Genomic DNA, 21,620 nt, shown 5'->3' with positions numbered 1-21,620 from the left:
GGCACCATCACTCCATGACGCACCCCGTGACGCCGACGCCCGAGGAAGCCGACAAGCTCCTCGCCGCCAACTTCGCACCCTGGGTACGGGACCTGGGCCTGTCGGTGCAGGAGGTGGGTGAGGGCCGCGCGGTCCTGCGGCTGCCCTGGTCCGGGCATCTCGCCCGCGAGGGCGGCTCGCTCTGCGGCCAGGCCCTGATGGCCGCCGCGGACACGGCCACCGTGATCGCGGTGTCGGCGGCGCGCGGCGGCTTCGTCCCGATGACGACGGTTCAGCAGTCCATCAGCTTCCAGCGCGCGGTCACGGACGCGGACGTCCTGGTCGAGGCGGTCCTCACCAAGCTCGGCCGCCGGATGGCCTTCGCCGACATCACGATGACCGCGGCCGGCTCGGAGGAGATCGCGGCCCGGGCGAGCACGGTGTACGCGCTGCTGGGCTGAATCCCACGGGCTTCATCCGTGCAGGGGCTGCAGCGCGCACCTCGCGCACCATGGGCCACACGTTCCGCTACCGATCGGTAACCCTCAGTCCCCGAGCGCTACCGGAATCCCGGCTTCAGCGAATCTGCACATCGAATGCGCAAGCGAGTCACCTCGCACAGCAGACGTGCACAACCCTGCGCAGCCCGCCGCACCCATTGGGACGGGAGTGTCCGATTCGGGGTCACACGGTGCCGGAGCGAAGGGGGCCGATGTCGCCCACCCTGTGAAGAAGTCGCCCTCAAGCCGTGCGCGCGCCTGCACGGTTCACCGCCCGTGCGCCTCAAGTGCCCTGGTGAGAGCCCTGGTTGATTGGAAGCGTGCCGCGCCGCCGTGCTTTGATCCGTTGCACCGCGGGGGTCGCACGAAGGTTCCCCGGCAACGGGTTCCTGACGCCCGTGTGCGCGGCCGACCATCTGTCCCCAGAGGGGGGCCGCTCTCCCCCTTATGAATACCCATACGAAGGGAAGTTCCATCATGAACTCCACCCCCCAGGTTGAGACCGCCGAGATCTCGGACGCCGCCCTCGACGCCGTCTCCGGCGGTCTGTCCCTGAACGCCGTTGGCACCGTCACGGGCCTCGTGGACTCGGTTGCCCCGGTCTCCGGCATCGTCGGCACCGCCGTCGGCACCGTCGAGGGCGTCACCGGCCTGAACACCGCCCCGGTCACGGGCCTGGTCGCCGGTCTCTGATCGCTTCACGCGATCTTGGCTTCACCGTGTGCCGGGAGTCCCGGAACCGTTCCCCGGTTCCGGGACTCTCGGGTGCCGTAAATCTCTCGAACAGGTGAGGGAAGTCCCGTGCAGTTCCGCCAACAGGCCCTCGCCAAGCTGCAGTCGCCCGAAGATCTCGACCTTCCGGTGCGCTTCGCGCGCCCCCAGGGCTGGCTCGTGCTGGCCGTGACGGTGGTCGTGATGGCGGTGGCGTCCGTGTGGGCGGTGACGGGCACGGTCGCGTCCACGGTCGCAGCGCCGGCCATCCTCACGCACGGTGAGGGCAGCTACATCCTGCAGAGCCCTGTAGCGGGTCAGGTCACCGCGGTCCTCGCCAAGGAGGGCGAACGGCTGGCCGCGAACGCCCCCGTCCTCAAGGTCCGTACACAGCAGGGCGAGACGGTCGTGCGCACCGTCGCCGCCGGACGGATCACCGCGCTCGCCGCCTCCATCGGCGCGATCATCTCCACCGGCGCGAACGTCGCGGCCGTCGAGAAGGTCGCCCACAGCGGCGACCCCCTGTACGCGACGGTGTACGTCCCCGCCGAGAACGCCTCCACGATTCCCGAGAACGCCGCGGTGGACCTCACCGTCCAGTCGGTGCCGACCCAGCAGTACGGCGTCCTGCGCGGGCATGTGAAGTCCGTCGACCGGGCCGTGCAGTCGCAGCAGCAGATCGCCGCCTTCCTCGGTGACAGCCAGTTGGGCGAGCAGTTCACGAAGAAGGGCAGGCCGGTGGCCGTGCTGGTCCGGCTCGACCGCGGGTCCGGCACGAAGTCCGGCTACAAGTGGTCCTCGGCGGACGGGCCGCCCTTCACCCTCACCTCCATGACGTCGGCCACGGCCTCCATCCGGCTGGCCGATCAGCGTCCCGTCGATTGGCTGCTGCCGTGACCGCCGCACAGGACACCCGCGGCAGACGCCGTGCCGCCCCGCCCAAGCGGACGGTGCCCAAAGGCCGCCGCAAGGCCGTCCGCACCCCCACCGTCCTCCAGATGGAGGCCGTCGAGTGCGGCGCCGCCTCCCTCGCCATGGTGCTCGGCCACTACGGACGGCACATCCCCCTCGAAGAGCTGCGCATCGCCTGCGGCGTCTCGCGGGACGGCTCGCGTGCGAGCAATCTCCTGAAGGCGGCCCGCAGTTACGGCCTCACGGCCAAGGGCATGCAGATGGACACGGCCGCACTCGCCGAGGTGCAAGGACCCGCCGTCCTGTTCTGGGAGTTCAACCACTACGTCGTCTACGACGGCATGGGGCGCCGCTTCGGGCGGCGCGGCGTGCACATCAACGACCCCGGCAAGGGCCGTCGTTTCGTCCCGATGGAGGACTTCGACACCAGCTTCACCGGCGTCGTGCTCGTGATGGAGCCGGGCCCCGAGTTCAGCAGGGGCGGCCGCAAGCCGGGTGTGCTCGGCGCCATGCCGGCCCGGCTGCGCGGAACGTCGGGCACGATGCCCGCGGCCGTGCTCGCGAGTCTGCTGCTCGTGGTGGTCGGCGCCGCCGTGCCCGCGCTCAGCCGCACCTACATCGACCTGTTCCTGATCGGTGGTCAGACCTCACTGCTGGGCGTGCTGTTCGCGTCCATGGGCGCGTCGGTCGCGCTGACCGTCGTCCTGACCTGGCTGCAGCAGGCGAACCTGCTGCGCGGCCGCATCATCTCCTCCACGCTCAGCAGCGCACGGTTCCTGCGCCACCTGCTGCGGCTGCCCGTGACGTTCTTCTCCCAGCGCAGCCCCGCCGACCTGGTACAACGCCTCCAGTCCAACGACGCGGTGGCCGAGACGCTGGCCCGCGACCTCGCCGCGGCCGGTGTGGACGCGGTCGTGGTGGTGCTCTACGCGGTACTGCTCTACACCTACGATCCGCAGCTCACGGCCGTGGGCATCGGCGTGGCCCTGCTCAACGTGGTCGCGATGCGGGTGGTGATCCGGCTGCGCGCGACGCGTACGGCGAAGCTGCGCGCCGACAGCGCCCGACTGACCAACACGGCATACACCGGGCTGCAGTTGATCGAGACGATGAAGGCGACCGGCGGCGAGGACGGCTACTTCCGCAAGTGGGCGGGCCAGCACGCCACCACCCTTGAGGAGGAGCAGCGCCTCGGGGTGCCGAGCGCCTGGCTCGGGATCGTCGCGCCGACGCTGGCCACGCTCAACAGCGCGCTGATCCTGTGGATCGGTGGCATGCGGGCCGTCGAGGGACACATCTCGGTCGGTCTGCTGGTCGCCTTCCAGGCGCTGGTGACCCGCTTCACCGCGCCGCTCACCCGGCTCAACGGCGTCGCGGGCCGCATCCAGGACTTCGCGGCCGATGTCGCACGCCTCAAGGACGTCGAGAACTTCAAGGCGGACCCGCTGTACGCCCGCCCCGACGGAAGCGGGTCGACGCGCCGGCTGCACGGCCATGTCGAGCTGGAGAACATCACCTTCGGCTACAGCCCCCTCGACAAGCCACTGCTCACCGGCTTCTCGCTGACGGTGGGACCGGGCCAGCAGGTCGCCCTGGTGGGCGGCTCCGGCAGCGGCAAGTCGACGGTGTCCAGGCTGATTTCGGGCCTCTACACCCCCTGGGAGGGCGTGATCCGCATCGACGGGACGCGTCTGGAGGACATCCCACGCGGCGCGCTCGCGGCCTCCGTCTCCTTCGTCGACCAGGACGTCTTCCTCTTCGAGGGGACGGTCCGGGACAACGTGGCGCTGTGGGACCCGTCGATCCCGGACGACGCCGTCGTGGCGGCGCTGGAGGACGCGGCCCTCTACGACGTCGTGGTGCGCCGCCCGGGCGGGATCCACAGTCGGGTCGAGCAGGACGGCCGCAACTTCTCGGGTGGGCAGCGTCAACGCCTGGAGATCGCCCGGGCGTTGGTGCGCCGCCCCAGCATCCTGGTCCTCGACGAGGTGACCAGCGCGCTGGACGCGGAGACCGAGCAGACCGTCATCGACAACCTGCGCAAGCGCGGCTGCGCCTGCGTGGTGATCGCGCACCGGCTCAGCACCGTGCGTGACAGCGACGAGATCGTGGTGCTGCAGCACGGCACGATCGTGGAACGCGGGCGTCACGAAGCCCTGGTGACGGCCGGCGGACCGTACGCCGAGCTGGTCAAGGAGCGGTGAGATGACGACAGTTCACGAGGGCGACCTCGTCCTCGGCGCGCTCGGCGGCATGGGTACGCCGATCGACTGCTCCGGCCTCAACCGGCTCGACCTGGAAGGCCCGCAGGTGCTGTGGCTGGTCGCGGCGGGCGCCATGGACCTGTTCGCGGTCGACGCCGCGCAGCAGGGCCACTGGCACCACCTCGGCCGCCTCGAAGCAGGCTCGCTGCTGCTCGGCCCGGTCGCCGGCCCTCAGCACACGCTCGTCGGGCGCCCGCTCAGGGGCTGCGTGGTGCACCGGATCGGGCTGCGTGAGCTGTACCAGCCGGTCAACACCGAGACCTGGTCCTACGACGCCTACGGCAACCCCCAGTACGTACCCCCGACCACGAGCCCGCTGGAGTACGCCCTCGCTCTCGGCGTCGGCCGGAGCCTGTCCATTCTCTTCCAGGCGCCGATGGCCACGGAGGACGCCGCGGCCCTGACCGACGACGACGTCTTCTGGATGCAGGTGCCGCCCGGCAGTGTGCAGTACGGCTCGCTGTACGGCGCGGAGGCGGCGGCCGACCTGCTGATGGAACCCGGTGTCTGGCAGGGCATGGTCGATCAGCAGTACCGCCTGCTGGCCACGCTGGACCGCTGGATCGAACAGCTGGAGGCCAGCCACGAGCACCGTACGGCGGCGGGCATCAAGGCGGGCGAGGCCGTCCGCGCGCAGGCCGACCGGACGCTGCTGGCGTCGATCGGCAAGCAGTCGGCGAAGCGGCCCACGGCGGCCGACGCGGACGCCACGTACGCGGCGTGCAGGCTGGTCGCGCAGGCGGCCGGCATCACGCTCGCCGAGCCGTCGCACAACGGCGCGGAGAGCGACCGGCTCGACCCCGTCGAGCTCGTCGCCCTCGCCTCCCGCGTGCGCACCCGTGCCGTACGCCTCGACGGGCGCTGGTGGCGCGACAACGTCGGCCCGCTGGTGGGCCGGCGTGCCGTGTCGGGCAGCCCGGTCGCGCTGCTGTGGCGGCGCGGCGGATACGTGGCGGTGCAGCCGTCGTCGGGACGCGAGACGCCGGTGGAGAAGGCCAACTCGGAGGAGTTCGAGCCGCGTGCCGTGATGTTCTACCGTCCGCTGCCGGAACGGAAGCTGAGCCCGCTGCGGCTGCTGCGGTTCTGTCTGCAGGGGACCGGCGGGGATCTGCGCAACCTGGCCGTCAGCGGTCTGGTCACCGTGGTGATCGGCGCGCTGGTGCCGATCGCGACCGGCAAGGTCCTGGGCGAGTACGTGCCGAAGGCCCAGCACAGCCTGATCGTGCAGGTCTGTCTGGCCCTCATGGTCACCAGCGTGGTGTCGGCCGCGTTCATGCTGCTGCAGAACCTGACGCTGCTGCGGATGGAGGGGCGGATCGAGGCCACGCTCCAGCCCGCCGTGTGGGACCGGCTGCTGCGCCTGCCCACCAAGTTCTTCACCTCACGCTCCACCGGTGAACTGGCCAGCGCCGCCATGGGCATCAGCGCGATCCGTCGACTGCTCGCGGGTGTCGGCCCGACGGTCGCCCAGGCCGGCACGGTCGGCGCGATGAACCTGGGGCTGCTGTTCTGGTACAGCGTCCCGATGGCGCTGGCGGCGATCGGCATGCTGGTGGTCATCGGGGCCGTCTTCCTGGCCCTGGGTCTGTGGCAGGTGCGCTGGCAGCGCCGTCTGGTGGTGCTGAGCAACAAGCTCAACAACCAGGCGTTCCAGACCCTGCGCGGCCTGCCCAAGCTGCGGGTGGCGGCGGCGGAGAACTACGCGTACGCCGCCTGGGCGGGCGAGTTCGCGCGCAGCCGTGAGCTGCAGCAGAGGGTCGGTCGCATCAAGAACCTGACGACGGTGCTGGGCGCGGTGTACCTCCCGCTGTGCTCCCTGCTGATGTTCATGCTCCTCGCGGGCCCGGCCCGGGGCTCGCTGTCAGCGGCCGCGTTCCTCACCTTCAACACCTCGGTGACCATGCTGCTGACCTCGGTCACCCAGCTGACCGGCGCGTTCGTGTCGGCGGCGGCCGCGCTGCCGATGTTCGAGGAGATCAGGCCGGTGCTCGACGCCACGCCGGAGGTACGCGGGGCGAGCACCCGCCCGGGCCCGCTGCTGGGCGGCTTGGAGGCGCGCCGGCTCTCCTTCCGGTACGCCGACGACGGTCCACTCGTCCTCGACGACGTGTCGTTCGCCGTGCGGCCCGGCGAGTTCGTGGCGATCGTCGGTCCGAGCGGCTGTGGCAAGTCGACGCTGCTGCGGCTGCTGATCGGCTTCGACAAGCCGCTCTCGGGAAGCGTCCTGTACGACGGCCAGGATCTGGCGGCCCTCGACCAGTCCGCCGTACGCCGCCAGTGCGGTGTAGTGCTCCAGCACGCGCAGCCGTTCACCGGATCGATCCTGGACTGCATCTGCGGCACCGAGCCCTACACGCCCGAGGAGGCGATGGCGGCCGCCGAGATGGCCGGTCTCGCGGAGGACATCAGGCGGATGCCGATGGGTCTGCACACCATCGTCTCGGGCAGCGGTGCCGTGTCGGGCGGCCAGCGGCAGCGCTTGATGATCGCCCAGGCGCTGATCCGCCGTCCGCGCATCCTCTTCTTCGACGAGGCGACCAGCGCGCTCGACAACGAGACGCAGCGCACGGTCATCGAGAGCACCCGGGCGCTGAACGCCACCCGTGTGGTGATCGCGCACCGGCTGTCCACGGTGATGGACGCGGACCGGGTCATCGTGATGGAGGACGGCCGGGTCGCCCAGCAGGGTCCGCCCGCACAGCTCCTCGCGGACACGGGCGGGCGGCTGCACGAACTGGTGCGGCGTCAGATGCAGTGACCGCTCAGTCGAGCCCCGGGACGGGGGCGCCGGAGGGGACTCCGGCGTCCAGGTATCCGCGGTAGAACTCCTTCCACGGCGCACCGGTTCCGGCGTGCGGGCCCTCGTGCCGTTCGCCCCGGGCGCGTGCGTCGAGGGCGGTGAGGCACACCTCCCAGCCGGCGCCGTTGCGGGCGGCGGTGTCCTCGGCCGCCAGGACGTCGGTGAGGGTGAAGCGGGTGCGCTTCTCGTCGAGGGCTTCGAGGTCGAAGTGCAGTTCTTCGCCGCCCCAGTCGAAGGAGAGGTGCCGGGGCGCGTCGACGGCGATGACCCGGCCGGTGGACTCGGGCATGTGCGGGTCCCCGCTGAACCTGATCGCGCCACCGGGGCGCAGGTCGATCTCCGCGCGGGACGGGAACCAGTGGGCCAGCTCGTCCGGGTCGGTCACGAACTGCCAGACGCGGTCGACGGGATGGTCGTAGGTGCGGCTGAAGCGGACGGCGGGGCGGCCGTCGTCCAGGGTGAGATAGGTACCTGTGAGGTCGGCGGACATGGCGGATCAGTCCTTCGAAGAGGGTGCCTTGGTGTCGTCCGGCGCCTCGTCGAGGCGCCGCCCGAGGGTGTCGAGGCCGGTGTTCCACAGCGTGCGGTACGGGGCCAGCCAGGCGTCGAGCTCGGCGATCGGGGCCGGGTCGAGGGCGTAGACACGGCGCTGTGCGTCCTGCCGGACCCGGACCAGCCCCGCCTCCCGCAGCACCCGCAGATGCTTCGACGTGCCGGGCTGGCTCAGGCCGCAGGCCTCGGCTATCTCACCGACGGGCCGCGGCCGCTCCAGGAGCAGCGCGACGATCGCCCGGCGGTGCGGGTCCGAGAGCGCGGTCCAGAGGGGGGCGTCGGACATAATTCCAATATGCCTCTGCAGTTATATGCCCGTCAAGGCACATACCCAGCCGGCGGGCCGAAGCCTCCGTGAAGCGGGCCCCCTAGCGAAACGTTGCCGTTTCGATGAAAGTGCTCTAGGCTCCACGTGTACGAAACGGTTTCGTTTAGGCGCTGCCTTCTCGAGCGAACTTTCCCTGGAGTGATGCTCCGATGTCCCAGACTCTGTCCAAGGGCGCCCGCACCGGCGCCCCGACCGCGCCTTCCGAGGCGCCGTCGTCCAAGCGGTGGTGGATCCTCGCGATCATCGGGATCGCCCAGCTGATGGTGGTCCTCGACGCCACCATCGTGAACATCGCCCTGCCGTCCGCCCAGGCCGACCTCGGCTTCTCCGACGGCAACCGGCAGTGGATCGTGACCGCCTACTCCCTGGCCTTCGCCTCCCTGCTGCTGCTCGGCGGCCGGATCGCCGACCTCTTCGGGCGCAAGACCGCGTTCCTCGTCGGCATCGTCGGCTTCGCCGGAGCCTCCGTCCTCGGCGGCATCTCCAACGGCTTCGGCATGCTGGTCACCGCACGCGCCCTGCAGGGCGTCTTCGGCGCACTCCTCGCGCCCGCCGCACTCTCGCTGCTGAACACGACCTTCACCGAGGCCAAGGAGCGCGCCAAGGCGTTCAGCGTGTACGGCGCGATCGCCGGCGCCGGCGGCGCGGTCGGACTGCTCCTCGGCGGCGTGCTCACCGACGCCTTCGACTGGCGCATGACGCTGTATGTCAACGTCGTCTTCGCCGTCGTCGCCTTCGCCGGCGGCTGGGTCCTGCTGAGCAACCACCGGGACGCCGCCAACTCCAAGCTGGACGTGCCGGGTACGGTCCTGGTCGCCACCGGTCTCTTCTCCGTGGTCTACGGCTTCTCCAACGCCGAGACGCACGACTGGAGTTCGCCACAGACCTGGGGCTTCCTGACCGCGGGCACCCTGCTCCTGGCGGCCTTCGCCTGGTGGCAGACCCGCGCCGCGCACCCGCTGCTGCCGATGCGCGTCCTGCTCGACCGCAACCGTGCCGCCTCGTTCCTCACCGTTCTGATCACCGGCGCGGGCATGTTCGGTGTGTTCCTCTTCCTCACCTACTACCTGCAACTGAACCTCGGCTTCAGCCCGACCAAGACCGGCGTCGCCTTCCTGCCGATGATGGCGGCCCTGATGGTCATGGCCCAGGTCGCCACCACGATGCTCGTGCCGCGCATCGGACCCAAGGCCGTCATCCCGGCGGGCTTCGCCATCGCCGCGGTCGGCATGGCCTGGCTGACCGGCATCGGCATCGGCTCGTCGTTCTCGACCGCCGTGCTGCCGCCGCTGCTGCTGATCGGCGCCGGCCTCGGCATGGTGATGCCGCCCGCCATGTCGCTCGCCACCAGCGGGATCGCACCCGAGGACGCGGGTGTCGCCTCCGCGACGGTCAACACCATGCAGCAGGTCGGCGGTTCGATCGGCACCGCGCTGCTGAACACCCTGGCCGCGAGCGCCGCGACGAGCTACCTGTCCGGCAAGGACGCGACCAGCAAGCTGGTCCAGGCCCAGGCGACGATCGAGAGCTACACCACCGCCTTCTGGTGGTCGGCGGGCTTCTTCGTGGCGGGCGCCCTGATCGCCTTCGTGCTCTACCGCCGCGGGGCGCAGGAGCAGGACGCCGACGCCGTGCAGGTCGTCCACATGTAGGCACCGCACCGTCCGGCCGCGGTGCTGCGCCGCACCGGTCGCCGGCAGGGAGCCGCTCCCGACCGAGGGGCCGCCGTCTTCAGGGAGACGGCGGCCCCTCATCGCTGCCCCGCCGATTCGCCACGGCCCCGGGTGACGCGGCGCCACCTCGACCGCCGGTACAGGCGTGCCGCCGCCGCATACGGGTACTCCCCGGGGCATGCGACTGAGCGTGGTTGACGTGGGATCCAACACTGTCCGGCTCGTGGTGGCGGACGCCGAGGGCGGAGTACCGCTGCCGGTGCACACCGCCAAATGGAAGCTGCGACTGTCCGAGCACATCGATCCGGGCGGAAGAATCCCCGACGAGGCGGTGAGACAACTGGTGGAAGCGGTCACCGCGGCGGGCAAGACCGCCCACCGGTGGGGCGCGGCAGGCCCGTTGGCGTTCGCGACCGCCGTGGTGCGCAACGCTCCCAACCGTCAGGAGGTCCTGCGGACCGTGCGGGCACAGACCGGCGTCCAACTGTGCACCCTCCCCGGCGAGGTGGAGGCCGAGTTGACCTTCCTCGGCGCCCGCCGGTGGATGGGGTGGAGGTCGGGACCGCTCGCACTGCTGGACATCGGCGGCGGCTCCCTCGAAGTCGCCTTCGGCCGGGGCAGGTTGCCGGACTTCGTGGCGTCCTTGCCGCTCGGCGCCAACCGGCTCACCCAGGAGTTCCTGGCGGGCCAGCCGCTGCCGTCGCCGGAGGCGATGAAGGCGCTGCGCCGCAGGATCCGTCATCAACTCCGGGACGTGGCGGCACGGGTCCGCTGGGAGGGACCGCGCACCGCCGCGGCGACCTCCCGGACGTTCCAGCAGCTGGCGCGGTTGTGCGGCGCCGCGCCGGGGCGCCACGGACCGTTCGTGGAACGGGAGTTGCACCGCACCGAACTGCGTCGCGGCATGGAACGCCTCGCCGCCCTCCCGGCCGCCGAACGCCACCGGCTGCCCGGCATCTCCGCCCCGCGGGCCGCCCAGAGCCTGGCCGGTGCGGTGGTCGGGCACACGGCCATGACGCTGACCGGCCTGAAGTCGGTCACCATCTGCCCCTGGGCGATCCGGGAGGGCGTACTGCTGCGGCACATCGAGGACGGCGGCGCCTGGTGGGCGGAGGTCAGCACGCAGGGGGGCGACGACACGCCCTCGGGCGCCGGCGCCGTCCCCCTGCGTATCGCGACACCGGCACGCTGACCACGGCCTCGGTGACCCGGCGCGCCGCGACCACGCCCGGCCGCGCCCGTCGGCGTCCGCCGCGGGTCGCCCGCGCCGTACCGGGTACCCGGCGCGCATGACACACGACCAGGACGGACCGACGCTGCCGCCGAGTCGGGGCCCTGTCTCCGCAGCCGTAGGCGCACACCTGACGGGGACGGGTCCGCTTCCCGCCGACGAGGACGTCCACGACGCGTCGGCGTACGGCGACGATCTGCAGCTGGCCCTCTACCTCTGCTACGAACTGCACTACCGCGGCTTCGCCGGAGTCGATCCCGACACGGAGTGGGACGCCGACCTGCTGAGGACCCGGGGCGCCCTGGAACGGCGTTTCCTGGCGGTCCTGCGCACGGACACCCCGGCCCATGACAGCCTCGACGCCGCGCTGGAGGAGCTGCTGGTGGAACCGGCCGACGGAACGGGCGTGAGTCACTACCTGCGCGACGAAGGCTCCCTGCGGCAGATACGCGAGTACGTGACGCAGCGCTCGCTGTACCACCTCAAGGAGGCCGACCCGCACGCCTGGGTCCTGCCCCGCCTGTGGGGGCGGGCCAAGGCGGGCATGGCGGCGGTGGAGTTCGACGAGTACGGCGGCGGCCGGCCCGAACGCGTGCACGCACGGCTGTTCGCCGACATGATGACGGGCCTCGGCCTGGACACGGCGTACGGCCGCTATCTGGACGCCGCGTCCGCGGAGATGCTGGCCACCGTGAACCTGATGTCGCTGTTCGGCCTCCACCGGTCCCTGCGCGGCGCGCTGGTCGGTCACTTCGCGGCGGTCGAGATCACCTCGTCGCCGGGATCCCGGCGGCTCGCGGAGGCGATGCGGCGCACGGGCGCGGGGCCTGCCGCCGAGTTGTTCTACGACGAGCACGTGGAGGCCGACGCGGTCCACGAACAGGTCGTACGTCATGACGTCATCGGCGGCCTCCTGCAGAGCGAACCGCACCTCGCGCCCGACATCGCCTTCGGCATCGACGCCACGGGCCATCTGGAGGACCGCTTCGCCGCGCGATTGCTGACCGCGTGGCGAGCGGGGCGCTCATCACTTCGCAATGCTGATACTTCCTGATATGTCGGGTACTCGTTGACGCGTGATGCCCCTTGGTTACCTCACTCCTTTCGCGTCCCTCGCGCCCCTTGCACCCCTTGTCCTTCCGGGTGTCTACGCCCCGCAGCAGGACACGGCGCTGCTGGCCGACGCGCTCTGCGACGAACCGCTCGCCCCGGCCGCCCACGTTCTCGATGTGGGCACGGGCAGCGGCGCCCTGGCCCTCGCGGCCGCGCGGCGCGGGACCCGCGTGACCGCGGTGGACGTCTCCTGGCCTGCGGTGTGCACGGCGCGGCTCAACGCGCGGCTGGCGCGTCGCCCCGTACGCGTCCTGCGGGGCAATCTCTTCGACCCCGTGGCCGGCCAGTCCTTCGACCTGATCCTCGCCAACCCGCCCTACGTACCGACGTCGGCCACCGAGACGGCGCGACGGGGTCGGACCCGGGCGTGGAACGCGGGCGGCGACGGCCGTCTCGTGCTGGACCGGATCTGCCGGGACGCACCGCAACGGCTGCGCCCCGGTGGCGTGCTGCTGATGGTCCACTCCGCGCTCAGCGGACCCGCCGGCACCCTGGAACAGTTGCGCGCGGCCGGGCTGAAGGCCGCGGTGGCCCGGCGTCGCCGGATCGCGTACGGGCCGGTCCTGCGCGCCCGGGAGGGCTGGCTGCGAGAGCGCGGCATGCTGGCCAGTGACGACGAGAGGGAGGAACTGGTGGTCATCCGTGCCGAACGACCGAGCTGACGCACCCCGCCGGGTCAGCCTGCAGCGCCGCGGGCCGCTCCTCGTGGAGGGCCCTGTCGAAGTCGAACTGGAGGACGGCACCGTCGTGTCGTCCGACCGCTTCCGCGTGGCCCTGTGCATGTGCCGCCGCAGCCGTACCTATCCCTGGTGCGACACCAGCCACCGCCGCACCCGTCCGGGGCCCTGAACCGCACGTGCCCGCGAGCCCCTGACCGCCGGAGCCGGTCAGGCCAGGCCCGTCCGTCGCCAGACCCCCTGCCATACGACCCACACATGGCCGTCGGGGCCGTGGTGGACGCGCAGTCCGTCGACGACGGCCAGGAGCGGGAGGTTCCTGTGGCTGCCGTGACCGGCCGCGTCCAGGGTGACCACGGTGTCGTCGGTGGCCGCCACCGTGATGCCCACGTCATCGGCGGTGAGAACGATCCGGCATGCGTCGTCGGCCGTGGTGCGCTCCAGAAGGCAGCGGCTCACGGAGTGCCCGGCGTCACGCACGGGGGCGATGAACCAGCCGGGCGCGTCGATCACCCTCGTCACCGCCGCGGCGGCGGCCTCCACCGCCAACTCCCCGTCCCCGCGGGCGAAGTGGGCGGTGAACTCCATCTCCAGCGCGGGTTCCAGGAGGCCGCACTCCGTCAGGAGCGGGGGCCCCTTCGAGGGAGGACTGATCGAGGTTCCCACCGCCCACCCCCTGATTCAGCCAAGACGGACACCACAACGGACAGGACAGCGCTGCGGCCGGGGACTGGGGCGGTACAGCGACTCTACGACCCCGAACTCCGCCTTGAACAGGGCATGTTGCGCCAGACAGCACCATCGAAAGTCAATACTTCCGGGTGCGATTTCACCTGGACGAGTGAACCGGATCTTGCGGGTCGCGATACAGGGATGTTTCGGCGGCGCCGGGGTAGCTACGCAGATCGAACAAACCCTCCCCTGCCGAGGTGGAGCCGCCATGCCGCCGGAACCCCAGGACCGCGCCGCCGACCCGCCCGAGGGCACGGCCGACGCGTCCGGGTCACCGGCGGCGAACCCCTACGCCCACAGCTATCCGCACGGCCGGTTCACCGTGGTCGAGGTCTCGGGTGAGATCGACATGGCGACGGTGGGCTCCCTGGCCGAGCACCTCCACGCTGCCGCCGAACGGCCCGTGCCGGACGTGCTGGTGGACCTGCGCGGGGTCGCGTTCTTCGACGGCTCGGGCCTGCGCGCGCTGTGCCGCGCCGAGTCCGGGGCACGGGAGCGCGGGGGCCGTCTGCGGATCGTCTGCGACCGGCCCCGCATCCACCGCCTGCTCGGCGCCGCGGGCCTGCTCGGCCGTTTTCCGCCCCTGGCGGACCTTCCCCCTGGATCCGACCCGGAGAGGGGGTCGCAAAGGGGACCTAAACACGGATCGGGAACCTGAGAGGCTCTCCTCAGGTTCCCGTTTGTGCCGAGGGCCGGCCGACGGCCCCACTCCGTCCGGCCGGCCCCCGTTGCGAGATCACGCGGCGCCCGCTGCGAGGCCCGCACTCCCCAGCTACGAGCTCTCGATCGACGCCCACAGAAACCGCGTGACCCCGGTCCCTCAGAACGTGAAGACGGTCATCCCGGAGGAGTTCTTCACGCACTCGTTGGCGAAGGTGCGCTCATAGGAGACGCGCTTGCCCTGCCAGACGCCGACGGCGGTGACGACCACGGGGTCGAACTGCTTCGTACACATCGCCTCGTCTCTGCCGGAGAGGGCGTCGAAGTCCCCGCCGTACGCGCGAAGTTCCGCGCAGGCCTCGATCGCGGCCGGATGGGTTCCGGACGCGGTCGGCGCGCAGTTCAACGTGACGGCACGCTCGGGGGTGGCGGTGGCGGCGCTGTACCCGTGGCCCACGGTGAGAACCAGGGCGGACGGGGCGTAGAGCCCGGACGAGGCCGGGTGGGGGGCGGCATGGGCTCCCCCGGCGAGGGGCCCGCAGACGGCGGTGGCCGTCAAGGTGAGAGTCGCTGCCCAGCGCGCGGTGTTCGGCATTGTGTGCATCCTTCCGCTCAATTGAACGCCGTACCAGCTCGGTTGAGTGCCGGTGCGGCGAGCGCGAGTCTGCCGAGTCCGGGGCGGAAACACACATCGACCCCATGGGTTTCAGTAACCTTCAGTATTGAATCAGTGGCGCGAAGTTACGGAATTCGAACATGCACGCCCTGTAACCAGGCGGCCACTGATCTTCGAAAGCGGTTCACTGGCCGGTTTTGCGCGGCTCTGCAATAGGCCTGAAACATTCCGGTTCAGCCCTCGGCGGACCTCGGCCTCACCCCTTGCTCCGCGCTCGCTGCAGAGTAATGCTCATTACATGATTACAACGGAGCAGAACGAGAAGCTGCGCGGCTGGTTCGCCGGCCGCCTGCCCGACGACCTCTTCGAGACGCTGATGGAGGTGACGGTCGACCGCGAGGAGATCACCGTCATCGGCCGCATCCCCCGGCCCCGGCTCGCCGAAGGCGCCTCGGAGGCCGAGACGGACGCGGCCGTCCAGGCACGGATCCAGGAATTCAGGGAGCGCACCCGCGAGGAGCGGGTCGCGGTGGCGCGCGAAGCGGAGCACCGGTTCCGCAAGAAGGTCTCCTGGGGCGTGGAGTGCGACGGCGAGCGCGCGCTGTTCACGCACATCGCCGCGCCCGTCATGACCCGGCTGCGCCAGCCCGAGCGCCAGGTGCTCGACACGCTCATCGCCGCCGGCGTCGCCCGCAGCCGCAGCGACGCCCTCGCCTGGTGCGTACGCCTGGTCCAGCGGCACACCGACGACTGGCTCACGGAGCTGCGGGACTCACTGGAACACGTGCAGCGCGTACGGGCTCAGGGGCCGGACGCGGAACCGCGGGAGGCCGGGCCCAAGGACACGCCGCCCGACGCGGAATGACCGATTCGGGTGGTGTATTCGTCCACTGACGGCACGAAAGATGGATGAACCGTCCTCTGGTGCGGGTCCTGCGCGGCGCTTTAACGTCGGCAGACCCCTTGAGGACGGCATCCGCTCGGGCCGCACACCCCCGCCGACACCGGCCGGCCGTCCGCTCCACCGCGCCACCACGCGCTCCGCCGCCGCCCCTGAGCTGGAGCCCCCTTGTCCTCCCTGCCCGACAACGCCCCCGCCACCCCGCCCCCGTCCCTCACCGAGGTCGAGACGCACGGCGTCGAGCGCATCCCCGACGCGGACCGCACCGCGACACCGCTGGATCTGTTCCGTGTCGCCTTCGGCGGCGCGAACACCTTCTCCACCTGCGTGCTCGGCGCCTTCCCCATCCTCTTCGGCCTGTCCTTCTGGCAGGGACTCGCCGCGACCCTCCTCGGCGTCGTGGCGGGTGCGCTGATCCTGTGCCCGATGGCCGTCTTCGGTCCGGTCAACGGCACGAACAACGCGGTCTCGTCCTCCGCGCACCTGGGCGTGCACGGCCGTGTGGTCGGCTCGTTCCTCTCACTGCTCACGGCCGTCGCGTTCTTCTCCATCTCCGTGTGGAGCTCCGGCGACGCCCTGGTCGGCGGCGCCCACCGCCTCTTCGGCCTGGAGCGCAGCACCCTCGCCTACGTCGTCGCGTACGCGCTGTTCGCCGCTCTGGTGCTCGTGGTCTGCGTCTACGGCTTCCGGTTCATGCTGTTCGTCAACAAGATCGCGGTGACCTCGGCGACCCTGCTGTTCCTGCTCGGCGCGATCGCCTTCGCCGGTGACTTCGACCCCTCGTACGCCGGTGTCTTCACGGACTCCGCCGACGCGGCGACGCGGTCGATGTTCTGGCCGTCGTTCATCGGCGCCGCGCTGATCGTGCTGTCCAACCCCGTGTCCTTCGGCGCCTTCCTCGGCGACTGGTCGCGCTACATCCCCGCGAGCGCGCCGCGCCGTACGGTGATCGGCGCCGCGTTCCTGTCGCAGATCGCGACCCTGCTGCCGTTCGTGTTCGGCCTGGCGACGGCGAGCATCATCGCGAAGCAGGCGCCGAAGTACGTCGACCCCGCGGCCCCCGACTTCGTGGGCGGGCTGCTCGCCGTCTCGCCGAGCTGGTTCTTCCTGCCGGTGTGTCTGCTGGCGCTGATCGGTGGCATGTCGACGGGCACGACGTCGCTGTACGGGACCGGGCTCGACTTCTCCTCGGTGTTCCCGCGCCTGTCGCGGGTCCAGGCGACCGTGCTGGTCGGCGTGTTGTCGATCGCGTTCATCTTCGTCGGGCGCTTCGGGTTCGACCTGGTGCAGTCCATCTCGACCTTCGCCACCATGATCATCACCTGCACGACTCCGTGGATGGTCGTGATGATGCTGGGCTTCTGGACGCGGCGCGGCTGGTACGACCCGGACGCGCTCCAGGTCTTCAACCGCCGTCAGCGCGGCGGGCGTTACTGGTTCGCGCACGGCTGGAACTGGCGTGGCATGACGGCCTGGTGGGTGGCCGCGGTGATCGGCGTGCTGTTCACGAACATCCCCGGACAGTTCGTCGGGCCGCTCGGCGATCTGGCGAACGGCATCGACATCAGCCTGCCGCTCTCGCTGGCCGTCGCCGCCGTCCTGTATCTGGCCCTGCTGCGGATCTTCCCCGAACCGCGGGCGGTGTACGGCCCCCGGGGTGCGCGTCTGGCCCGTACCGTGGACGTGCCGGTGCCGGAGATCACCGGGCCCGGTGCGGAGAGGGACGACGCTCCGCCCGTACTCGCCGTCGAGGGCAGCTGATGGAGACCTGGCTCGATCTGTCCGTTCCGCTGGTCACCGGGATGCCCGTGTATCCGGGTGACCCTCGGGTCGACGTCTCCCGCGCCCTCAGGGTCGCCACGGACGGGGTCAACGTCCTGAGCCTGCACATGGGTTCGCAGTCGGGCACGCATGTGGACGCTCCGTACCACGTGAACTCGGCCTGGCCGACCCTGGACCAGTTGCCGCTGGACCGCTTCACGGGCCCCGCCGTCGTGGCCGACGTCCGGGGACTGCCGGCGCGGGCGCCGATCACACCCGACCTGCTCGCTCCGGCGCTCGCCCAGCTCCGGTTGATGCCGGGCGCCATCCTGCTGCTCGCCACGGGCTGGTCGGCGTACTGGGGCACCGACGACTACCTGGCCCACCCCTGGCTGACACCGCAGGCGGCCGAGGCCGTCGTCAACGCGGGCGTCCGCACCATCGGCATCGACGCGCTCAGCGTGGACCCGACCGGCGACGCCGACCTCCCCGCCCACCGCGCGCTGTGCGGCCCGGGAGGCGTGATCGCCGAGAACCTGACCGGCCTGGACCGGCTGCTGGGCCGGCGCAGCATCGAGGTCTTCCTCTTCCCCCTGCACCTGCCCGGAGCGGACGGCGCCCCGGTCCGGGCCGTCGCCCGCGTCGGGTAGCCGCTGAGTCGCGCGCTCACGGCCTGATCGTCCGCGCGATGTCCAGCGTCAGCCGCTGCCAGGGATCCCGCGGGTCCCGCCCGGTGAGGTCGTGGATGCGGCGCAGGCGGTAGCGCAGGGACTGCGGGTGCAGATGGAGTTCGCGTGCCGCGGCGTTGGCGGAACCGCGGTCGATGTACGCGGTGAGCGCCGCCAGCAGGTGGCCCTGGCCCGGGTCGGCGAGCGGCCCGAGGACCAGCCGGGCGATGTGGTCCGGCGCGGCGGCCGGGTGCCCGGCGAGCAGGGCGAGGACGTGGGCGTCGGCGTCGGTGAGGACCTGGCCGGGCCGGTGCGCGTGGGCGGGTGCCGTGTCGAGCGCGTCGGCCGCGAGGCGATGGGCGACGGCGACGCGGTCCAGCCCCTCACCGGTGATCGCACAGCCGCGCCAGGCCTGCCGGTCCAGGGCGGTTTCCGCCCGCTCGACGGCGCCGGCGGGGAACAGCAGGACGGCACGCGAGCCGCGGATGGTCGACAGCAGCGGTCCCGCGCCGTCCAGTGCGTCGGCCAGTCCCGTCGCGGCCTCGAACGACATGTCCGCTCCGCCCTCGGCGGCCGGTTCGGCCACCAACAGGCAGTAAGGGTCCGGGAGTTGTACGCCCAGCCGGGCCGAACGGTCCGTGAGCGCGCCCGCCGAGGCGTGCCGCCCGGCGATCAGGTCGTCGAGCAGCAGCCGCAGCGCCCGGTCGCGGTTCCCGGCGAGGTCCTCGCTGGTCGCGGCGTACGCCGTGGCCATCTCCTCCGAGAGCGTGTCCAGTGCGTTCAGCAGCATCCGGGCCAGCGCGAAGGCGTCGGCGGCCACGAGATCCGGCGCACGGGCCGCGATCTCGTCGGTGAGCACGGTTGCCGCCACGCGGTAGGCGCGCAGCACCGCCTGCACGGGCCGCCCGTCCGCGGCGCGAGCCGCCGCGATGCCCCGGAAGCGGCGCAGGTCCGCGGGGTCCAGCGCGGAGTCGGTCGCCCAGAGGTGCAGCAGCCGGTCCAGCCCCCAGGCGGCGATCGCCCGTACCTCCGGCAGTCGGCTGTCGTCCAGCGCGGCGTACACCGGAACCTGTTCGTGGACCGCGGCGACGACGGCCTCCACCACCCGCGGGTCAGCGACCATCTCCTGGCGGACACGGGCCCGGGCCTTCGAGGGCTTGTTTGTCACACCTTGATGATGTCAGCCGCGCGATGTGCGTACCACGGTGGACGGACCTTGTCACAGTGGCCAGGATCGTCGACGTACAGCGCGGTCTCAAGGACGAGAGGCGGGACGTACGGGATGACCAAGCACTGGGCCGACTTCCAGTACGAGATCTATCTGAACGGCATGACGGGCGCCGTACCTCGGCTGCCCACCGATCTGACCCGGCTGGAGGAGCTCACCGAACAGCGGCTCGGGCCAGGGCCGGTCGGCTATGTGGCGGGCAGCGCGGGCACCGGCAGCACCGCCCGCGCCAACCGGGCCGCTCTCGACCGGCGCAGGATCGTGCCGCGCATGCTGCGGGATGTGCACGAACGAGACCTGTCCGTCGACGTGCTCGGGCGGGCGCTGCCGGCGCCGGTGGCCCTCGCACCGATCGGTGTGCTGTCGATCATGCACCCGGATGCCGAGTCCGCTGCCGCTCGCGCAGCCGCCGCGCAGGGCGTGCCGTACATCCTGTCCTCGGCGTCCAGCACCCCCATCGAGCAGGTCGCCGAGGCGATGGGCGACGCGGAGCGCTGGTTCCAGCTGTACTGGGCCAAGGACCGCGAGGTCACCCGCAGCTTCCTGAACCGCGCGAAGGCGGCGGGCTACACCGCGCTCTTTGTCACCCTCGACACCCCGTTGCTGGCATGGCGGCCGCGCGACCTCGACCAGGCGTACCTGCCGTTCCTGCACGGCGTGGGCACCGCCAACTACTTCTCCGACCCGGCGTTCCGGGCGGGCCTGGCCAAGCCGGTGCACGAGGACCCGAACGCGGCTGTGATGCACTTCGTCGGCATGTTCGCGGACCCCGGGAAGACCTGGCCGGACCTCGCGTTCCTGCGGGAGAACTGGGACGGGCCGATCGTCCTCAAGGGCATCCTGCATCCGGACGACGCCCGCCGCGCCGCCGACGCCGGGATGGACGGGGTGGTCGTCTCCAACCACGGCGGCCGTCAGGTCGCGGGTTCCGTCGCGGCCGCCGACGCGCTGCCGAGGGTGGTGGAGGCGGTCGGCGACCGGCTGACCGTCCTGTTCGACAGCGGGATCCGCACGGGCGACGACATCTTCAAGGCGCTCGCGCTCGGAGCGAAGGCCGTCCTGGTCGGGCGGCCGTACGCCTACGGGCTCGGCCTGGACGGACAGGCGGGCGTCGAGCACGTCATCCGCTGCCTGCTCGCCGAGTTCGACCTCACGCTGGCGCTGTCCGGACACGCGGGTCCCGGCACGCTCGGCTCCGACGACCTGATCGAGGAAACCGCATGACCACAGAGCAGAACGCCCCCAGGAACGTCCTCGCCGTCGTCTCGCCCCATGTGGGCGGGCGCACCGCCGGGGCCGCGCTCGCCTCCGTCTTCCCCGGGGAGGCCCGCGTCACCGTCGTCGAGGCGACGGACGAGGACCGGGGCGCGCTGCGCGAGGCCCACGTCATCATCACCGGACTCGGCCCCGTCACGGCCGAACACCTCGCAGCCGCACCGGAGTTGGAGCTCGTCCAGTGCGCCAGCCACGGCTTCGACTACGTCGACCTGGAGGCCGCCCGCGCCAAGGGCGTGCCGGTCTGCAACATCGACTCCAGCGGGGCCGAGAAGCAGAACGTGGCCGAGCAGACCTTCGCCCTGATGCTGGCCCTCGCCAAGCAGCTGGTCCCGGCACACACCGCACTCGTAGACGCCGACTGGGCACTGCCGCGGCTGCAGCAGTCCATCACGGAACTGTCCGGCAAGACCCTCGGCATCGTCGGGCTCGGACACATCGGCGAGGAGGTCGCCCGCCGCGCGCTCGCCTTCGACATGAGCATCGTGTACGCGGGCCCGCGCGCCGCCGAGACCGAGGCACGGCTCGGCGCAGCACGCCATGTCGAGCTCGACGAACTGCTGAGCATCAGCGACTACGTCACGCTGCACGCGCCGCTCACCCCCGAGACCCGGCATCTGCTGAACGCCGAGCGGCTTGCCCTGCTCAAGCCCACCGCGTTCGTGGTCAACACGGCACGGGGCGCCCTCATCGACCAGGACGCCCTCGCGGACGCCCTGGAGGCGGGCACCCTGGCCGGGGCGGGACTCGACGTCTTCGACCCCGAACCGCCCACCCCGGCCCTGCGGTTGCTCAAGGCCCCGAACGTGGTGCTCTCCCCGCACGTCGCGGGGGTCACGCGCGAGACGCTCGTACGCATCGCACTGGCCGCCGTCCAGAACGCCGCCGACTTCATGGCGGGCAAACCACCGCGGGACGTGGTGTCCTGACGCTTCGTCAGTACGTGCGCGCCAGGGGGTGTTTTGAAGGTCCTGTGCGGTGCCCGCGGTGCCCGCGGTGTTCGGTGTGCGTGCCGGGCGCCGTGGGTGCTGTGCGGGAC

At 71.4% G+C, this 21,620-nt stretch carries 21 protein-coding genes; 16 read left to right on the top strand and 5 right to left on the bottom strand.

Annotated elements, in window-relative coordinates; genetic code table 11:
• Positions 1 to 26: 26 nt before the first annotated feature.
• From ACN6LB_RS25575 to ACN6LB_RS25555, 5 genes are all read left to right on the top strand, one after another.
• Complete coding sequence (locus ACN6LB_RS25575; RefSeq protein WP_445027974.1) at positions 27 to 440, top strand: PaaI family thioesterase; 414 nt, start codon at positions 27 to 29, stop codon at positions 438 to 440.
• 516 nt (positions 441 to 956) lie between these two features.
• Positions 957 to 1,172, top strand: coding sequence for a type A2 lantipeptide (locus ACN6LB_RS25570; RefSeq protein ID WP_356136110.1), 216 nt, complete (start codon positions 957 to 959; stop codon positions 1,170 to 1,172).
• A gap of 108 nt (positions 1,173 to 1,280) precedes the next feature.
• On the top strand, positions 1,281 to 2,087 hold the full coding sequence (locus tag ACN6LB_RS25565; protein WP_445027960.1) for an HlyD family efflux transporter periplasmic adaptor subunit: 807 nt from the start codon (positions 1,281 to 1,283) through the stop codon (positions 2,085 to 2,087).
• A complete protein-coding gene (locus tag ACN6LB_RS25560; RefSeq protein ID WP_445027959.1) occupies positions 2,084 to 4,306 on the top strand; it encodes an NHLP family bacteriocin export ABC transporter peptidase/permease/ATPase subunit in 2,223 nt (740 codons plus the stop codon). The genes ACN6LB_RS25565 and ACN6LB_RS25560 overlap by 4 nt, the downstream gene beginning before the upstream one ends.
• A gap of 1 nt (position 4,307) precedes the next feature.
• A complete protein-coding gene (locus ACN6LB_RS25555) occupies positions 4,308 to 7,124 on the top strand; it encodes an NHLP bacteriocin export ABC transporter permease/ATPase subunit (protein ID WP_445027958.1) in 2,817 nt (938 codons plus the stop codon).
• Positions 7,125 to 7,128: 4 nt separating this feature from the next.
• Here the strand turns inward: ACN6LB_RS25555 and ACN6LB_RS25550 are convergent, their stop codons facing one another.
• Positions 7,129 to 7,656, bottom strand: coding sequence for an SRPBCC family protein (locus ACN6LB_RS25550; protein WP_445027957.1), 528 nt, complete (start codon positions 7,654 to 7,656; stop codon positions 7,129 to 7,131).
• Positions 7,657 to 7,662: 6 nt separating this feature from the next.
• Positions 7,663 to 8,004: an ArsR/SmtB family transcription factor gene (locus tag ACN6LB_RS25545; RefSeq protein WP_445027956.1), complete on the bottom strand. Its 342-nt coding sequence runs from the start codon at positions 8,002 to 8,004 to the stop codon at positions 7,663 to 7,665.
• 191 nt (positions 8,005 to 8,195) lie between these two features.
• On the opposite strand from ACN6LB_RS25545, the gene ACN6LB_RS25540 reads away from it, so the two are divergent.
• The 5 genes from ACN6LB_RS25540 (at position 8,196) to ACN6LB_RS25520 (ending at position 12,912) form a co-directional block, all read left to right on the top strand.
• Entirely contained in the window at positions 8,196 to 9,698 is a 1,503-nt protein-coding gene (locus ACN6LB_RS25540; RefSeq protein WP_356136122.1) for an MFS transporter, read from the top strand.
• 199 nt (positions 9,699 to 9,897) lie between these two features.
• Positions 9,898 to 10,911, top strand: a complete 1,014-nt coding sequence (locus tag ACN6LB_RS25535; protein ID WP_445027955.1) for a Ppx/GppA phosphatase family protein — start codon at positions 9,898 to 9,900, stop codon at positions 10,909 to 10,911.
• Positions 10,912 to 11,008: 97 nt separating this feature from the next.
• On the top strand, positions 11,009 to 12,004 hold the full coding sequence (locus ACN6LB_RS25530) for an iron-containing redox enzyme family protein (protein ID WP_445027954.1): 996 nt from the start codon (positions 11,009 to 11,011) through the stop codon (positions 12,002 to 12,004).
• A gap of 25 nt (positions 12,005 to 12,029) precedes the next feature.
• Positions 12,030 to 12,725: a HemK2/MTQ2 family protein methyltransferase gene (locus ACN6LB_RS25525; protein WP_445027973.1), complete on the top strand. Its 696-nt coding sequence runs from the start codon at positions 12,030 to 12,032 to the stop codon at positions 12,723 to 12,725.
• Positions 12,706 to 12,912 carry a CDGSH iron-sulfur domain-containing protein gene (locus ACN6LB_RS25520; protein WP_445027953.1) on the top strand — a complete coding sequence of 69 codons (207 nt, stop codon included), beginning with the start codon at positions 12,706 to 12,708 and terminating at the stop codon, positions 12,910 to 12,912. The genes ACN6LB_RS25525 and ACN6LB_RS25520 overlap by 20 nt, the downstream gene beginning before the upstream one ends.
• Before the next feature lie 38 nt (positions 12,913 to 12,950).
• On the opposite strand, the gene ACN6LB_RS25515 is transcribed toward ACN6LB_RS25520, so the two are convergent.
• The gene (locus ACN6LB_RS25515) at positions 12,951 to 13,406 is read right to left on the bottom strand and encodes a hypothetical protein (protein WP_445027952.1); all 456 of its coding nucleotides are present in this window, start codon (positions 13,404 to 13,406) and stop codon (positions 12,951 to 12,953) included.
• A 274-nt stretch (positions 13,407 to 13,680) separates the two neighbouring features.
• On the opposite strand from ACN6LB_RS25515, the gene ACN6LB_RS25510 reads away from it, so the two are divergent.
• Positions 13,681 to 14,130, top strand: a complete 450-nt coding sequence (locus ACN6LB_RS25510; protein WP_445027951.1) for an STAS domain-containing protein — start codon at positions 13,681 to 13,683, stop codon at positions 14,128 to 14,130.
• A gap of 162 nt (positions 14,131 to 14,292) precedes the next feature.
• Here the strand turns inward: ACN6LB_RS25510 and ACN6LB_RS25505 are convergent, their stop codons facing one another.
• Positions 14,293 to 14,727 carry a protease inhibitor gene (locus ACN6LB_RS25505; RefSeq protein WP_356136134.1) on the bottom strand — a complete coding sequence of 145 codons (435 nt, stop codon included), beginning with the start codon at positions 14,725 to 14,727 and terminating at the stop codon, positions 14,293 to 14,295.
• A gap of 319 nt (positions 14,728 to 15,046) precedes the next feature.
• Between ACN6LB_RS25505 and ACN6LB_RS25500 the strand changes: the two genes are divergently transcribed.
• The 3 genes from ACN6LB_RS25500 (at position 15,047) to ACN6LB_RS25490 (ending at position 18,060) form a co-directional block, all read left to right on the top strand.
• The gene (locus ACN6LB_RS25500) at positions 15,047 to 15,613 is read left to right on the top strand and encodes a hypothetical protein (protein ID WP_445027950.1); all 567 of its coding nucleotides are present in this window, start codon (positions 15,047 to 15,049) and stop codon (positions 15,611 to 15,613) included.
• 204 nt (positions 15,614 to 15,817) lie between these two features.
• A complete protein-coding gene (locus ACN6LB_RS25495) occupies positions 15,818 to 17,410 on the top strand; it encodes a purine-cytosine permease family protein (protein ID WP_445027949.1) in 1,593 nt (530 codons plus the stop codon).
• A complete protein-coding gene (locus tag ACN6LB_RS25490) occupies positions 17,410 to 18,060 on the top strand; it encodes a cyclase family protein (RefSeq protein WP_445027948.1) in 651 nt (216 codons plus the stop codon). The genes ACN6LB_RS25495 and ACN6LB_RS25490 overlap by 1 nt, the downstream gene beginning before the upstream one ends.
• Positions 18,061 to 18,076: 16 nt before the next feature.
• Here the strand turns inward: ACN6LB_RS25490 and ACN6LB_RS25485 are convergent, their stop codons facing one another.
• On the bottom strand, positions 18,077 to 19,246 hold the full coding sequence (locus tag ACN6LB_RS25485) for a PucR family transcriptional regulator (RefSeq protein WP_445027947.1): 1,170 nt from the start codon (positions 19,244 to 19,246) through the stop codon (positions 18,077 to 18,079).
• 114 nt (positions 19,247 to 19,360) lie between these two features.
• Between ACN6LB_RS25485 and ACN6LB_RS25480 the strand changes: the two genes are divergently transcribed.
• Both ACN6LB_RS25480 and ACN6LB_RS25475 read left to right on the top strand, forming a co-directional pair.
• Complete coding sequence (locus tag ACN6LB_RS25480) at positions 19,361 to 20,530, top strand: lactate 2-monooxygenase (protein ID WP_445027946.1); 1,170 nt, start codon at positions 19,361 to 19,363, stop codon at positions 20,528 to 20,530.
• Positions 20,527 to 21,510 (top strand): 2-hydroxyacid dehydrogenase, encoded by a 984-nt coding sequence (locus tag ACN6LB_RS25475; RefSeq protein WP_445027945.1) that lies wholly within the window; start codon positions 20,527 to 20,529, stop codon positions 21,508 to 21,510. Before ACN6LB_RS25480 ends, ACN6LB_RS25475 begins: the two co-directional genes overlap by 4 nt.
• The last annotated feature ends 110 nt before the right edge of the window (positions 21,511 to 21,620 follow it).

The organism is Streptomyces sp. SAS_270 (genome assembly GCF_052543295.1).
This window is presented reverse-complemented; position numbering and strand designations above follow the sequence as displayed.

Coding starts and splice junctions, on each gene's coding strand:
- ACN6LB_RS25545 (WP_445027956.1), bottom strand. CDS start 8,004: ATGTCCGACGCCCCCCTCTGGACCGCGCTCTCGGACCCGCACCGCCGG.
- ACN6LB_RS25530 (WP_445027954.1), top strand. CDS start 11,009: ATGACACACGACCAGGACGGACCGACGCTGCCGCCGAGTCGGGGCCCT.
- ACN6LB_RS25510 (WP_445027951.1), top strand. CDS start 13,681: ATGCCGCCGGAACCCCAGGACCGCGCCGCCGACCCGCCCGAGGGCACG.
- ACN6LB_RS25475 (WP_445027945.1), top strand. CDS start 20,527: ATGACCACAGAGCAGAACGCCCCCAGGAACGTCCTCGCCGTCGTCTCG.
- ACN6LB_RS25535 (WP_445027955.1), top strand. CDS start 9,898: ATGCGACTGAGCGTGGTTGACGTGGGATCCAACACTGTCCGGCTCGTG.
- ACN6LB_RS25540 (WP_356136122.1), top strand. CDS start 8,196: ATGTCCCAGACTCTGTCCAAGGGCGCCCGCACCGGCGCCCCGACCGCG.
- ACN6LB_RS25505 (WP_356136134.1), bottom strand. CDS start 14,727: ATGCCGAACACCGCGCGCTGGGCAGCGACTCTCACCTTGACGGCCACC.
- ACN6LB_RS25500 (WP_445027950.1), top strand. CDS start 15,047: ATGATTACAACGGAGCAGAACGAGAAGCTGCGCGGCTGGTTCGCCGGC.
- ACN6LB_RS25525 (WP_445027973.1), top strand. CDS start 12,030: ATGCCCCTTGGTTACCTCACTCCTTTCGCGTCCCTCGCGCCCCTTGCA.
- ACN6LB_RS25550 (WP_445027957.1), bottom strand. CDS start 7,656: ATGTCCGCCGACCTCACAGGTACCTATCTCACCCTGGACGACGGCCGC.
- ACN6LB_RS25555 (WP_445027958.1), top strand. CDS start 4,308: ATGACGACAGTTCACGAGGGCGACCTCGTCCTCGGCGCGCTCGGCGGC.
- ACN6LB_RS25490 (WP_445027948.1), top strand. CDS start 17,410: ATGGAGACCTGGCTCGATCTGTCCGTTCCGCTGGTCACCGGGATGCCC.
- ACN6LB_RS25480 (WP_445027946.1), top strand. CDS start 19,361: ATGACCAAGCACTGGGCCGACTTCCAGTACGAGATCTATCTGAACGGC.
- ACN6LB_RS25570 (WP_356136110.1), top strand. CDS start 957: ATGAACTCCACCCCCCAGGTTGAGACCGCCGAGATCTCGGACGCCGCC.